This is a genomic window from Anabaena sp. 4-3 (genome assembly GCF_001597745.1).
GTDB lineage: Bacteria > Cyanobacteriota > Cyanobacteriia > Cyanobacteriales > Nostocaceae > Trichormus.
In genome coordinates this window covers 1-13,847 of the sequence record NZ_LUHJ01000042.1, presented here as the reverse complement: position 1 = coordinate 13,847, position 13,847 = coordinate 1, and the positions used below count along the sequence as shown (strand labels likewise).

At 39.2% G+C, this 13,847-nt stretch carries 11 protein-coding genes; 8 read left to right on the top strand and 3 right to left on the bottom strand.

What is annotated here, in order from left to right; all coding sequences use genetic code 11:
* Window positions 1–589: 589 nt before the first annotated feature.
* A complete protein-coding gene (gene ruvC, locus A3775_RS11270; RefSeq protein ID WP_066380049.1) occupies window positions 590–1,081 on the bottom strand; it encodes a crossover junction endodeoxyribonuclease RuvC in 492 nt (163 codons plus the stop codon).
* A 173-nt stretch (window positions 1,082–1,254) separates the two neighbouring features.
* Between ruvC and yvcK the strand changes: the two genes are divergently transcribed.
* The gene (yvcK, locus tag A3775_RS11265) at window positions 1,255–2,625 is read left to right on the top strand and encodes a gluconeogenesis factor YvcK family protein (RefSeq protein WP_066380051.1); all 1,371 of its coding nucleotides are present in this window, start codon (window positions 1,255–1,257) and stop codon (window positions 2,623–2,625) included.
* Window positions 2,626–2,636: 11 nt separating this feature from the next.
* Window positions 2,637–3,092: a tRNA (adenosine(37)-N6)-threonylcarbamoyltransferase complex ATPase subunit type 1 TsaE gene (tsaE, locus tag A3775_RS11260; RefSeq protein WP_066380052.1), complete on the top strand. Its 456-nt coding sequence runs from the start codon at window positions 2,637–2,639 to the stop codon at window positions 3,090–3,092.
* A 1,434-nt stretch (window positions 3,093–4,526) separates the two neighbouring features.
* Here the strand turns inward: tsaE and A3775_RS11255 are convergent.
* Window positions 4,527–5,846, bottom strand: a complete 1,320-nt coding sequence (locus A3775_RS11255) for a dihydroorotase (RefSeq protein ID WP_066380104.1) — start codon at window positions 5,844–5,846, stop codon at window positions 4,527–4,529.
* Window positions 5,847–6,135: 289 nt separating this feature from the next.
* Here A3775_RS11255 and lepB point away from each other — a divergent pair, with 289 nt between their 5' ends.
* The 3 genes from lepB (at window position 6,136) to A3775_RS11240 (ending at window position 9,913) form a co-directional block, all read left to right on the top strand.
* Window positions 6,136–6,780 (top strand): signal peptidase I, encoded by a 645-nt coding sequence (lepB, locus tag A3775_RS11250; protein WP_066380053.1) that lies wholly within the window; start codon window positions 6,136–6,138, stop codon window positions 6,778–6,780.
* Between the two features lie 228 nt (window positions 6,781–7,008).
* Window positions 7,009–8,136 carry a circadian clock protein LdpA gene (gene ldpA, locus A3775_RS11245; RefSeq protein ID WP_066380054.1) on the top strand — a complete coding sequence of 376 codons (1,128 nt, stop codon included), beginning with the start codon at window positions 7,009–7,011 and terminating at the stop codon, window positions 8,134–8,136.
* Window positions 8,137–8,176: 40 nt separating this feature from the next.
* On the top strand, window positions 8,177–9,913 hold the full coding sequence (locus A3775_RS11240) for a R3H domain-containing nucleic acid-binding protein (protein WP_066380056.1): 1,737 nt from the start codon (window positions 8,177–8,179) through the stop codon (window positions 9,911–9,913).
* Between the two features lie 206 nt (window positions 9,914–10,119).
* Here A3775_RS11240 and A3775_RS11235 read toward each other — a convergent pair whose 3' ends face one another.
* Window positions 10,120–11,499 carry an ATP-binding protein gene (locus A3775_RS11235; RefSeq protein WP_066425055.1) on the bottom strand — a complete coding sequence of 460 codons (1,380 nt, stop codon included), beginning with the start codon at window positions 11,497–11,499 and terminating at the stop codon, window positions 10,120–10,122.
* Window positions 11,500–11,684: 185 nt separating this feature from the next.
* On the opposite strand from A3775_RS11235, the gene A3775_RS11230 reads away from it, so the two are divergent.
* The 3 genes from A3775_RS11230 to A3775_RS11220 all read left to right on the top strand — a co-directional run bounded on the left by A3775_RS11230 (window position 11,685) and on the right by A3775_RS11220 (window position 13,428).
* Window positions 11,685–12,539, top strand: coding sequence for an ATP-binding protein (locus tag A3775_RS11230; RefSeq protein ID WP_066424977.1), 855 nt, complete (start codon window positions 11,685–11,687; stop codon window positions 12,537–12,539).
* 89 nt (window positions 12,540–12,628) lie between these two features.
* Window positions 12,629–13,006 (top strand): hypothetical protein, encoded by a 378-nt coding sequence (locus A3775_RS11225; protein ID WP_066424975.1) that lies wholly within the window; start codon window positions 12,629–12,631, stop codon window positions 13,004–13,006.
* Between the two features lie 23 nt (window positions 13,007–13,029).
* A complete protein-coding gene (locus tag A3775_RS11220; RefSeq protein ID WP_066380064.1) occupies window positions 13,030–13,428 on the top strand; it encodes a hypothetical protein in 399 nt (132 codons plus the stop codon).
* The last annotated feature ends 419 nt before the right edge of the window (window positions 13,429–13,847 follow it).

The window sequence follows — 13,847 nt, the reverse complement described above, 5'->3', positions numbered from 1 at the left end:
TATTTTTTGGGAGATTAATATCATATTTTCTAGTATTTGTACACATCTTTCTGATAGATGAACTATTATCAAATTGGAAATAAATTTAAAATATATGGTAAACACCTGGTATAACTAGAGGCTGAGTAATTTCTCAGACCTCTTTTTTACTGGATCAACTACTAATTTATTTGGCAATCAGCTTCAGATTTTAGGGGAGAGTTACCCGGTGCATGATTGCTATGGAGAGGAATTTATAGTATAATTATTAGTTGGCTAAAAACAAATTATATGCACAAACGAATTGATTTATACTTAAGGAAGATGTTATTTAAAAAAAAGCCAGTGTAAATTAATTTGATACGTTGTTAAGCACAGCAATCATCGAGGTTTGGTCACCAACCAAACCTTTTTTATAATTAGCACAATGAGTACATAACAGGTTTAACAAGATTTGTATACACCCTATAGAGAGATGAACTAAAGTAAGAGAGGGATTAAATTAATCTTGGTGTAGTAAATGCTTGGTATATAAGGGCTTGGTGAAGCCAAGCCTTTTTTTCAGCAAATTTTTGATTTTTAGTATTTTTCAGTATTCTCAATCCAAAAATCATAACTGAAAACACGCTGTCAAAGCCACAGCCAAACCATCCGCCGCATCATCTGGCTGGGGAATCACATCTAAATTTAACTCTCGTGCTACCGCTTCTTGCACTTCTGATTTATCTGCATTACCATAACCTGTTAAAGCTTGTTTAATTTGAGCAGGGGTAAACTCTACATAAGGTAAATGGTGTTGCGCTAAAGTTAACATGACTACACCTCTGGCTTGTGCCACAAGGATAGTGCTTGACATACGATAGAAGAATAATTTTTCAACTGCTACCAAATCGGGTTGTACATTGTCTATCAGAGTGTGCAAGTCATCAAATAAAGTACATAACCGTTCTCCGACATCTATATTAGCCGCAGTTGTGATTACCCCAAAATCTAAAATATTGACTATTGTCTCTGTGGCATGAATGGGGTTGGTTGTACAGGTGATTGCCCCAAATCCTAAAATTGCCAGTCCTGGATCTAAGCCTAAAATGCGTTTTTCCATGAAAATATCTTTTAATATGCCAAGTTATTGTTTGATACGCAACATTGCCAGGTTTGACAATGTGGCTGTAGTCTTATGGATGTGCAAAGTTCCATAATTTCATACTTGGTGTTCAAACCAGTTAGTGTACATTTTCTGTTAATTTTTGTTTGTACCACTGTTCCGAATCAGGTATGTCAATTGGTTTTTTCAGACAAGCCCTTAATGCACTGCAAAAGCAGTCGCGCAGTCGAACTTCCCATCGTGTGAACCAGTGGTTCAAATGGTTATCCCCTGGACTGTCGATTAAACGTTGGTTGTTAATTAGCCTAGGCGGTGTACTGCTGGCAATTTTGGGGTTAGCTATTTGGGTGAAGCTGACCCCTATTTTCTGGATGTTGGAATTGATTCGGAATTTTTTGGGCGCGATCGCTTATATCTTACCCAACTATGTGAGTGGGCCTTTAGTGCTACTTTTTGGTCTGTTGCTACTGCTTTGGGGACAAACTCGCACCGTTGGCTCAATTACTCAAGTGCTGAGGCCAGATGCAGAAGAGGAACTTGTAGATGTATTATTAGCCCATCGTCGATTGTACCGAGGCCCGAAAATAGTTGTAATTGGTGGTGGTACAGGACTATCTACTTTGCTGAGGGGATTGAAAACCTACAGTGCTAATATCACTGCCATTGTCACTGTTGCCGATGATGGCGGTTCTTCGGGGCGATTACGCCAGGAATTTGGTGTCTTACCACCAGGGGATATTCGCAACTGTTTAGCAGCCTTAGCAGATGAAGAAAAATTATTAACAGAATTATTTCAATACCGTTTTCGCGCCGGGGATGGGTTGACTGGTCATAGTTTTGGTAACTTGTTTTTAACAGCCATGAGTGATATTACTGGCGATTTAGAACGGGCTGTAGCGGCTAGTTCCAAAGTGTTAGCCGTGCGAGGACAAGTTTTACCCGCTACTTTAAGTGATGTTCGACTTTGGGCAGAATTGGCTGATGGTCGTCGGATAGAGGGTGAGTCTAACATCCCTAAAGCCGGCGGGAAAATTGTTAACATTGGTTGCATTCCGGAAAATCCCCCAGCTTTACCAGCCGCAATTAAAGCGATTAGAGAAGCTGACTATATTATTATTGGCCCTGGGAGTCTTTATACAAGCATAATTCCTAACTTATTAGTTACAGACATTGCGGATGCGATCGCCGCATCTCAAGCCCCCCGCATTTATGTCTGCAACATTATGACCCAACCCGGAGAAACTCAAGGTTATACGGTTGCTGATCACATTCGCGCCATTGATGCGGCTTGTGGACAAAGACAACTATTTGATGCTGTATTAATACACAAAAAATCACCCTCAGCCCAATCACTCATCCGCTACGCTCAACAAAATTCCCATCCTGTATTTTTAGATAGGGAAGATGTCTCCCAACTCGGAAGAAGAATTGTTTTGGCTAACGTCATGTACGAAGATGAAACCGGCTTTGTGCGTCACAATCCCCAAAAGTTAGCAAAAGTCCTCTTAAAGTGGTACAGTGGCGCGCATCATGGAAAATGAGGGTTAATTAAATGAAAATTTTCCTCGCAAATGCCGAAGCAACGCTAAACTTGGGTATCCGTCTCGGAAAAACTCTAAATGCTGGTAGTGTGATTCTTCTAGAAGGTGATTTAGGTGCTGGTAAGACTACATTAGTACAGGGTATTGCACAAGGTTTAGGAATAACTGAGCCGATTGTTAGTCCTACTTTTACCCTGATTAATGAGTATTCACAAGGACGCTTACCCCTTTACCATCTTGATTTGTATCGTTTAGAACCACAAGAGGTTTCAGCATTAAACCTAGAAATTTATTGGGAAGGTGTCGAGGTGATTCCGGGTATTGTAGCGATTGAGTGGGCGGAACGAATGCCTTATAAGCCAAGTAGTTATTTGCAAGTCTATTTGACTTATGGAAATGAAGGCACTCGTCAAGCCGGGATTATACCATTCAATTGCACCATCAACGAATTCATTAATGCTATGTGAGATGTTTTGCTTAAATTTGGGTAAAAACGCTGTCAACACTTCTACAGGATCAGGTTTGGTAGGTGAATAGAGTCCATTTTGGCAATGAAGAGGGTAAATTAACAAATTCACCCCCTAGCACACCCGTATCTTCCTAAATTTATCAGCACTAACAGCGTCATTTCCCCATCCAACCTTACTGTCTGACGACAATCTCAAATATTCTACGATAGTCGAGGGAGAGTTCCACGCTCGTTCTATCTACCGCTACCACGCTCATCAAAAAAAATCATCAACATAATTGTCTGCTTTAATCCCAAACTCAATGAAATCTGATTTACAAGCACATCTGGTGAGATTTACCATCTACTAACTTGCGGAGTGAGAATTGCGCTCATTGCGTATTCTCGCGGTGAATATGGCAGTAGATGGATAAAAAATTAACTCAAATTGTCTTCAAAAATGTTTTCGCAGGCGATATCTAGTAAGTTAAGAGATTTTTTTAATACCTGCTTTTTCCACAAATTAGATTGATCTCAAAACTCACATAAACTGTTCCTTTATTTGGATAATTTTGCTGTTCAGGCTCTTGTAAGGTCTGAGTTAACCAGTCCATACTGGTAAAAATTTTTTGTTTCATGCACTCAGGTTATTACTGTTAACCCATTGCTTGATTATCTCTGTAGATTTGTGCTTGGGTTGGCTGGAAAGAATGCCTAGGGGTCGTTTGAAGCGTGATTTTGCTAAGTAATGCTAAGATTTTTAGCTACATCACTGCTTAATCAGTAGGCAATCACAAATGTCAGAAATAAGTTTTAATGGGGAACAAATTAAGTGCATATAAAATTTTTATATGTATAAAACATAGTTTTCGCAGCTACTTACCCGGTTACTTCAACCTATTGTTCTCTACAGTTATTTGCTAAAACATCCGGATAGTTAAACGCAAAAAACAAAAGGACACAGGTTTAATGTACAGAAATTTCTGTACTAGCCGTCTCACCTGGCTTTGCACTTAATTATCAAATCCAATTCAGGAGCTATACTTCTAAAGTAACTAATTGTTAATAATGAGATAAACTGATTTTTTTTAATTTTTATTAAAAGTTATGCTTATGATTAACTCGAAATTCATAAAAATATCAGACATTTTCCGGCGTTAGTTTAGCATTTATATGAAAATATCCAGTACAAATACTACCCAACTGATTTATAAAATATTTACCCTAAAGTTTTTTGCGTAAAAATACTAATTGAACATGATCAAAGAAGCGATCGCATGCTGAAGTGTTGGGTGGTAGTGATTAAATAGAGGCGGGCTGACAACAAATCATCATGAATATATTGATGATTTTGGTAAACCAGCCCCTAATGGTCAAGAATTTTGACCGCACCAGCATCACTGTTGACTTCTCTGAAGGCTAGGACAGTTAGTTTGGCGATTCATCACCTTTACTACACAAAAGTTAAAGCTTGACCCCGTACTTCTGTATTGAGTTTGCCTTTGTCGTAGACAATTTGACCACCGACGATAGTTGTGACAGCCCAGCCTGTGAGATTCCAGCCTTCAAAGGGACTCCAACGACTCTTGGTTAATAGTTCCTCTCGGCGGACGGGACGGTACGTGTTCAAATCTACCAGGACTAAATCAGCATCATAACCGGGAGCGATCGCGCCTTTATTGGGGATACCATAAGCTTCGGCTACAGCCTTAGACATCCAATTTACCACTTGAGCAACTGTACATTTGCCTTCCATTGCCGCAGTTAACATCAAGGCTAAGGAAGTTTCTACCCCTGGCATTCCAGAGGGAGTATTCGGATATTGTTGGGCTTTTTCTTCTAGGGTATGGGGTGCATGATCGGTAGCGATAAAATCAATCACGCCATCTCGCAAAGCTTGCCACAGCACTTGATTATCGTGGGGCGATCGCAACGGCGGATTCATCTGTGCCAATGTGCCAATCGTTTCATAAGCACTGGTATTTAACAACAAATGCTGTGGTGTCACCTCTGCTGTCACCCAACTGGGTTTATCCTGACGCAGTAGTTCTGCTTCCTCAGCCGTTGACATATGCAGAATATGTAAACGACGTTGATATTTTTTAGAAAGTTTTAATGCCAACTGTGTTGCTAACAGTGCTGCTTGATTATCTTGAATTTGAGAGTGAACCGCCGGATCATGAATACCTGCAAATTCTTGGCGGCGTTGCTTGATTCTGGCTTGGTCTTCGGCATGAACGGCAATCAAACGCTGGCCTTGAGCAAATATTGACTCTAGTAACGCTTCTTGATCAACCAGCAGTTGACCGTGCATTGACCCCATGAAAATCTTGATTCCCGGTGTGGGTGAGGCGGAAAGCAAATCTGGTAAGTTGTCTGCCGTTGCCCCAATAAAAAAGCCATAATTAACTAAGCACTTATTGGAGGCGCGTTGTAACTTGTCGTCTAAAGCCTGTTGGTTAGTGGTCAAAGGACGAGTATTGGGCATTTCTAAAAAAGAAGTGACTCCACCTTTGGCACAGGCACAACTGGCGGTGAATAAATCTTCCTTATGTTCTAAACCTGGTTCGCGAAAATGTACCTGCGGGTCAATGACTCCCGGCAACAAAGTTAAACCTTGTGCGTCAATTTCTGTGGCTGGTGTGGTTGTGGCAATTTCTGGCGCAACTTCCACAATCAGGCGATCGCGAATCAGCACATCTCCTACCATCAATTCACCATTAGGTAAGATAATGCCAGCGCGACGAATTAGTAAACTTTGGGGTGATGACATGATATTAACAATTTTCTCACAATAACCTAAAGATATAGAAAAACCCGCTTTTAGGTGAAATGTACGCTCAATTTTGCTCAGAAAATTTTGCCGTTCATGCAAAAATTAATTTTTAATTTATGAATATACTTGCTATTAGAGCAACATCCATCAAAAACTGCAACAACTTTGCACATCCAATAGTCCGATGATTACTCAATCGACTTTCTCCCGTTAAGATTAACAAATATAGTCATAGTCTGCCTCAACGAGTCCATTACCTGGCATTTTTCCTTACTTCAGTAATTTCATGCAAAATCAAGTGTCTGACAACAATTCTAATCAACAAACCGATAATTCCTGGATCGCAGAGCTAGGTAGAACGGTTGTATTAAGTATCGTTCTCGCTTTGGGTATTCGTACCTTCGTGGCAGAAGCACGCTGGATTCCTTCTGGCTCTATGGAACCTACTTTACACGGAACTCCAAACCAATGGGAAGCAGACAAGATTATTGTTGATAAATTGAAGTATAGATTCTCTGCGCCACAACGGGGGGATATTATAGTATTCTCACCAACAGAAGAGTTGCAAAAAGAACAATATCAGGATGCTTTCATTAAACGGATAATTGGTCTACCTGGGGAAACAGTAGAAATCAAAAATGGTCAAGTTTACATCAACAAAAAACCTCTTGAGGAAAACAAATATCTCAAATCTGAAAACAGTACAATCATTGATGTTTGTACATCAGGACAACAACCGCCTTTCTTAGCTAAACCCCAGACCATACCACCCGATTCGTATCTTGTCCTAGGTGATAATCGTAACAGCAGCTACGACAGCCGTTGTTGGGGTGTGGTTCCCCGTGAAAATATTATCGGTCGCGCCATACTTCGCTTTTGGCCACTCAACAATATCGGAGGAATTGATAAGTCACCACTGTATCCACAGTGAATGATTGATTATTTAACAAATAGCAATTTGGGGTGAAAATCACAAATAACCAATCACATCAAGTGTCAATGATGAATATTCACCCCAGTTAATTGATAATTTTGATAACTCAAACTTTTATTAACAACATATTAAGCTCATAAGATTGAGGAAAGTATATTTGTATACTAGATATAATTTGGCTCTGGGAGACTGCTATTTTTAGTCACAAGACAGCATAATAGAAATGTGACTAATTTGTTAACCTCTTTAGAATCTCTCAAACAAGGTAACTGGTTCAAGCTGATCTGCGGAGCCAGTTACCAACATCTACCGGCAGTCAGAAGTTTAACATTAGCCTATACATTGGCAGGTGCTGACTGTATAGATGTGGCAGCTGATCCAGCAGTGATCAGTGCCGCGCAAGCAGCCTTAAAAGTAGCCAAAACTTTAGTTAAAGATGCCCAAGCGCGAGGCTTTGACTATAAAGGTAGCTCACCTCTTTTAATGGTGAGTTTGAACGATGGAGAAGACCCCCATTTTCGCAAAGCAGAGTTTAATCCCCAGGAGTGTCCAGCAGACTGCCCCAGACCTTGCGAAAAGATTTGTCCAGCCCAAGCCATTGTATTTAACTCGATAAAAGATGATTTTTCGGGAGTTGAGGCGCAAAAGTGCTATGGCTGCGGTCGTTGCCTGCCAGTGTGTCCTTATGATAGAATTTATACAAAATCATCAGTGTCAACGCCAGGAGCGATCGCGCCATTGGTAATCTCAACGGGAATAGATGCCATAGAAATACACACACAAGTCGGTCGTTTGGCAGAATTTCAACGATTATGGCAAGCAATTTCACCCTGGGCAGATCAATTAAAGGTACTAGCGATTAGTTGTCCCGACGGAGAAGGTATAGTCAACTATCTGCAATCTATCTATGACTTAATTTCTCCGCTTCCTACTACCTTAATTTGGCAAACTGACGGCCGTCCGATGAGCGGTGATATTGGCAATGGCACTACATTAGCCACCGTCAAACTAGGGCAAAAAGTTTTGGCAGCTAAATTACCAGGATATGTACAGTTAGCAGGTGGCACTAACAGCTACACAGTTGCTAAGTTAAAAGCAATGGGACTACTCAACAGAGTAGGGGAACACTCAGACTCTCAGTTCCATAGCCCCTCATCATCCATTGCGGGAATCGCTTACGGTAGCTATGCCCGTGTCAAGTTAGCACCCATTATTGAGCAGTTGGAAAACAAGGAGGTGAAAAATAATGTCAAGGCGACTGTTCGCCTGGAAGAATCACCCGAATTACTCTGGCAAGCCGTAGAACTTGCCTATTCCCTCGTTTCCCAGCTCAAGTCACAGCAGGAAAGCTAATCGCTCGTTCGTTATCTCTAAAAACGTCACCAGAGAAAGCATGACGACTACAGACGATCTCCAAAAGTTGTTAGATATTTTGCCCCTAGACCTGCGACAACTACTAGAGAATCATCCCCAACGAGATAATTTAGTAGAAGTCGTCTTGGATTTGGGTCGTCGCCCAGAGGCTCGTTTTCCTAATCAAGCCGAGTATCTGAGCGAAACACCCGTTACTCAAGCACAGATAGATGATTGTATTCAGCGAGTTGGAACATTTGGCGGAGATAACCGAGCAGGAATTGAGCAAACTTTGCATCGGATCAGTGCCATCCGCAACCGTAATGGCAAGATTATCGGTTTAACTTGTCGCGTCGGTCGGGCGGTATTCGGAACTATAGGAATGATCCGCGATTTGGTTGAAACGGGTAAATCAATTCTCATGTTAGGCCGTCCGGGTGTGGGCAAAACCACTGCCTTAAGAGAAATTGCCCGTGTTCTAGCAGATGAATTGAATAAACGTGTGGTCATTATAGACACCTCCAACGAAATCGCAGGGGACGGCGATGTTGCTCACCCTGCTATTGGTCGTGCTAGGCGGATGCAAGTAGCTCATCCAGAACTTCAGCATCAGGTGATGATTGAGGCAGTAGAAAACCACATGCCAGAAGTCATCGTCATTGATGAAATTGGTACAGAACTGGAAGCTTTAGCAGCCCGCACCATTGCTGAACGTGGTGTGCAATTGGTAGGTACTGCCCACGGCAACCAAATAGAAAACCTGATTAAAAACCCCACGCTTTCTGATTTAGTGGGGGGTATTCAAGCAGTGACGTTGGGAGATGAAGAAGCGAGAAGAAGGGGTAGCCAAAAAACTGTTTTAGAACGCAAAGCTCCTCCTACCTTTGAGATAGCTGTGGAAATGCTGGAACGGCAACGCTGGGTAGTACACGAAAGCGTCGCTGACACGGTAGATACACTATTGAGAGGACGACAGCCTAACCCCCAAATGAGAACAGTTGATGACCAGGGGAAACTCTCTGTTACACGGCAGTTAGCAGTTGTCAACGGTCGTGGCGAACATCAGACCGTCAGGGATGAATCTTCGGCATCAGTACGAAAAACTAACGGCTGGCGTTCATCTGGACAGATGGTAGCTTTGCCAGTAATACCTTCAGAACGTGAGCGAATTCCTGGGCGCAGTGAATTTGATCGCTTATTGGATGAATCGTTTAACTATTCTGAAAGTATTGATTTTAATGCTACTAGACAGCCAGGGCCAAATGGTGAAGACTTACCACTGCATATTTACCCTTATGGTGTTAGTCGTCACCAGTTAGAACAGGTGATCAATGTGCTAACTTTGCCTGTAGTCTTGACAAAAGACATTGATAGTGCTGATGCCATTTTAGCGTTGCGATCGCACGTCAAGAACCATGCTAAACTGCGGCAAATGGCGAAAGCCCGTCATGTGCCAATCCACATGATTAAATCTAGCACCATTCCTCAGATTACCCGTGGCTTGCGGCGGTTGCTGAACATTGATGAACCCGAAATTACCGATGATCGAGAACTGCAACTGTTTCTGCACAATGGTAGTGATGACGAAATTGATGCACTAGAAGAAGCTAGGCTAGCCGTTGAGCAAATTGTGATTCCTAAAGGACAGCCAGTTGAGTTATTACCCCGTTCTCCTCAAGTCCGCAAAATGCAACATGAGTTAGTAGAACACTATCGGCTCAAGTCTCATAGTTTTGGCGAAGAACCAAATCGGCGTTTACGGATTTATCCGGCGTAACTTGACCGATGTTTCTACAGTAAACCAAAGCTAGCGATCGCTCTCAATGTTTTGTTGTCAGATGAGCGATCGCTCAATTAAGAAATCGCTAAAGTCAACAGAAACTAATTTCGGCTACATTATAATTTTGGCATAAATACCGAAAGAGTCATGTTGAGCGAAGCAAAACATCTCTAATATTCTTCATTGGTATGAATATAAGAACACTATTTTTCACAGAAAATTCTCACATATTCTCTAAAAACACTAAATAAATCAAACAATATTTTATCTTCAGTAATTTTCTTAACTAAAAATCTTCTTTGTAGCGATTCTAAGCCATTAATAAAATTAGTTGAAGATAACTCTAACCTCTCCTTTAAATTTGCCTTTAAATACTCTCTAGTTACAGGTTGCTCAAATTTGCTCAGTGATAAAATAATTTCCTGTTCGATAGGTGATATTTTTTTATTGAAAACTTCAGCAAATAAAGATTGCATATCTTTAGTAATAACTAATTCATTCTCAGATATAAATTCACTTACTTTACCATCAAAAATATTTTTGATTGATATAGCAATACTTTTTAAATAAGCAGGATTCCCTGCATACAAATTAACTAAATTTAGCCAAGTTTCATCTTTATTTAGTCCTATATTATGTAAAATATCAACATTATTCAAACCAGATAACTCTAAAGATTGAATAGGATATAAATCCTGATTTAAAGATTCCATCTCCGTAGATTTTTCTTCGCTAATTAAAATCACACTACTTTGATGTTCAATTCTTGTCATTAGACTAAAAAAGTTTTGATAATCTTGATATTCAGTTTTATATTGTCCAGCAAACTCACCACTAACAAATATATTCTGAACATCATCAAGAATAATTAAACATCTTTGTTCCCTGAACAACTTAAATAATTGTTTTAACTTATCATCTATAGTTTTTTTCACTTCTCGTTGACAAACATCTAATAAATCATCAATAAGTAAATCTAAAGATTTAGGATACTTTAGACATCTCCAGATAATCACATCAAATTTATCTAAATGTAAATCAACAAATCTTTTCACCAGCGTAGTTTTACCAATGCCATATAGTCCTAAGATAGAGATTAAATTGGTATTTTGATTGAATATCCAATTATAAATCGTTTGAAGTTCAGAGTTTCTATTATAAAAGTTGATAATTTGAGGTGCTAAAGTTAAATCGTGAGTAATTGATTTAGATTTATGGATATTATTATCTTGGTTATTATATTGATCAAGGGCTTGTGAACCAAAATGAAAAGTATGATTATTATTTTGTTTATTGTTATTTTGAATAATAATTGGTAATGATGTTATTTTCAATCTTTCAATTGTGGAACGAAAATTAGTTTTTTTTATATCTTCGTCTAAGATTTCAGATAAAAGTTGCCATAATTCAGCACCTACATCTCCTACATGATTTTTAGTAACATTACATTCTTGTGCAATATCATCATAGGTTTTTCTCTCCCACGTTCCCTCAACTACAGCAGTTTGAACGTCATCTAAATGCTTGCCAGTTTTATCAAATACTAACTTATCCACAAAATTTACAACTTCATTTACATTCATAAAAGCTATACACTGTAACATTTTTAACCATTATAGCGAAACACAAGTCAAATTTTTCCGATATTTTCCGGTGTTTTTCTTAGCATTTTGTAATAAAACTACCGTATAAATCCGTTTTTGCAGAATGTTGAAAATACTGTAATTCTGGCATTGTAGTAGTTGAGTCAAATAGATTAAGCATTAATATGGACTACGAAATTGTCAAAGACAGCGATAAGTCAAACAAGAAATCACAGATTTTAGTAGAGCAACCGAAGTGGACTCTTGAAGAAGTAGCACTATCTAAAAGCACCCTTGACCAAATAGACCAGATGGTTGCTTACATCAAAAACAGAGATAAGCTCTTGAATGATTGGCAATTTAACCGATTTCTGAAAACAGGAAGTGCTTTGAGCATTAACTTTTTTGGCGTACCCGGTACAGGTAAAAGCATAACGGCTGAGGCAATTGCTCATAAACTTGGAATGTCAATTATTAGAGCTAACTATGGTGAGCTTGAATCCTCTTTTATAGGAGGAACATCTGATAACTTAGCATCAGTTTTCAAAACAGCAGAAGAAACAAAAAGCTTACTATTCTTTGATGAAGCTGATGCTGTCCTCAGTAGAAGAATCTCCAATCTATCACAAGCAGCCGATCATGGTGTGAATTCAGCAAAAAGCACTTTGCTCACTCTATTAGACAAATTCAACGGAATTATTGTGTTTGCGACAAATCTTTTTGATAACTATGATGAGGCTTTTTTGAGGAGAATTATATTCAATATAGAGTTTTTATCTCCAGATTTAGTAATGAGAGAACATCTATGGAGATTTCACTTATCTGAAAACGTACCCAAAGAAGTAAGCTATGAGCGTTTAGCTAATATTAGTGATGGTCTTTGTGGTGGTGATATCAAAAATATCACTATTAAGTTAGGCTTAAAATTGCTAACTGAAGAGGTAAAAAGTATTGATGAGGCTTTAGTAAAAGAAGAAATTGAAAAATACACAGCAGTAAAACTAAGACACCAGAGAAAATTCGCCGAAAATACTAATTGATGAGGCTTTAGTAAAAGAAGAAATTGAAAAGTACACAGCAGTAAAACTAAGGTACAAGAAAAAACCAGTGTTAGTCAAAACTAATACGAATGGCTCTGAACAAAACATTATGGAGAAGGAATTTTATGGATCCAATTACCTGGGTAATAGTGATAGGAAGCTTTGTTGCTGGAGCGTTTGTGGCAACTTTTTGGGAAGAAATCAAGTATTGGGCTACTGTAGTCCTTGTACGTATACTCGATACCATTGATAAGGTTCTTGAAGTTACTTCAGATGCTATTGTTTATCTTGTAAAAGAGGGAAATCGTGTTTATCAGAGAATGGAAGTTTATGTCAGAAATGTTCGCAATGGTAGTACAAGACTTGAGTACAGACAAAAAGAGATTGCCCGCGCAGACGTTCCTGCTGATATTAATGCTCAACTTGACAAAAAAATGCAATTGAAACTTATGCAACAGGGAACTTAGGAGATAATCAGTTATAGATAGTTATGGATCAACAAGAAAGCCTTCAAGATAAGCTTGGTAAAATATTCAATAGGATTGTAAGCCTTCCTAACCAAATCGCAGAGGCAGTTGAGGAGGGATTGAAAGAACCTTCTAACTTACTCTGTGTTCAAGAAGGATTGTTGAATTTTGAGCTAATTGAAGAAGATGTGAGACGGATACAAATAGATATGAAAGCCAGAGGTGATAAAGTTCTTGGCAGTCATCTTATCTTAGATAATGAACATGACTCAATGGAAATTAGGACTTACATTGAGAGAGGTGATAAAACTTTTGTGATCACAGTTGATGCTGAAGTAAAACGAGTAACCAATATTCCCCCTGACGTTTTAGACGAACTAAAACAAAAAGGGCGTGTTGAACTAAGTTTAAAAATCAAATAGCAACTCAGTATTGTAGTGGACTGACACGCCTAAAATGATCAAATAGATTTTTGAGGAAATCAGAGAAATCAATGAGTTCTGATTTTGCCTAATACACAAATTTTGCTGTGTCAGTCCACTACTTACTACTTAGGGCTGGCAGAAGAACTGGGAAAAGGTAGTAGCAAATAGATACACAGGGGAAAGAGAAGTAATCAAGTGCAAAGAAATGAGATCAAATAACTAAAAACCCTTTCAGCAGTAAAGCAAATCAGGAAGAATCTCTATTTACAATACTTTATAGGGATGTCAGCCTATAGTAAGTAATGATGCGCCATTAGAGGCATCAATCAATGTTCCGAAAACACAAGCCCCCTCTTGTTGATTAGAGGAGGCTTGATTGTTTAAAAATCAACCTGGCGCCGAGCAATTGTGGCAGG

Coding starts and splice junctions, on each gene's coding strand:
- A3775_RS11220 (WP_066380064.1), top strand. CDS start 13,030: ATGGATCAACAAGAAAGCCTTCAAGATAAGCTTGGTAAAATATTCAAT.
- yvcK (WP_066380051.1), top strand. CDS start 1,255: ATGTCAATTGGTTTTTTCAGACAAGCCCTTAATGCACTGCAAAAGCAG.
- A3775_RS11235 (WP_066425055.1), bottom strand. CDS start 11,499: ATGAATGTAAATGAAGTTGTAAATTTTGTGGATAAGTTAGTATTTGAT.
- lepB (WP_066380053.1), top strand. CDS start 6,136: ATGCAAAATCAAGTGTCTGACAACAATTCTAATCAACAAACCGATAAT.
- A3775_RS11240 (WP_066380056.1), top strand. CDS start 8,177: ATGACGACTACAGACGATCTCCAAAAGTTGTTAGATATTTTGCCCCTA.
- A3775_RS11225 (WP_066424975.1), top strand. CDS start 12,629: ATGGCTCTGAACAAAACATTATGGAGAAGGAATTTTATGGATCCAATT.
- tsaE (WP_066380052.1), top strand. CDS start 2,637: ATGAAAATTTTCCTCGCAAATGCCGAAGCAACGCTAAACTTGGGTATC.
- A3775_RS11255 (WP_066380104.1), bottom strand. CDS start 5,846: ATGTCATCACCCCAAAGTTTACTAATTCGTCGCGCTGGCATTATCTTA.
- A3775_RS11230 (WP_066424977.1), top strand. CDS start 11,685: ATGGACTACGAAATTGTCAAAGACAGCGATAAGTCAAACAAGAAATCA.
- ruvC (WP_066380049.1), bottom strand. CDS start 1,081: ATGGAAAAACGCATTTTAGGCTTAGATCCAGGACTGGCAATTTTAGGA.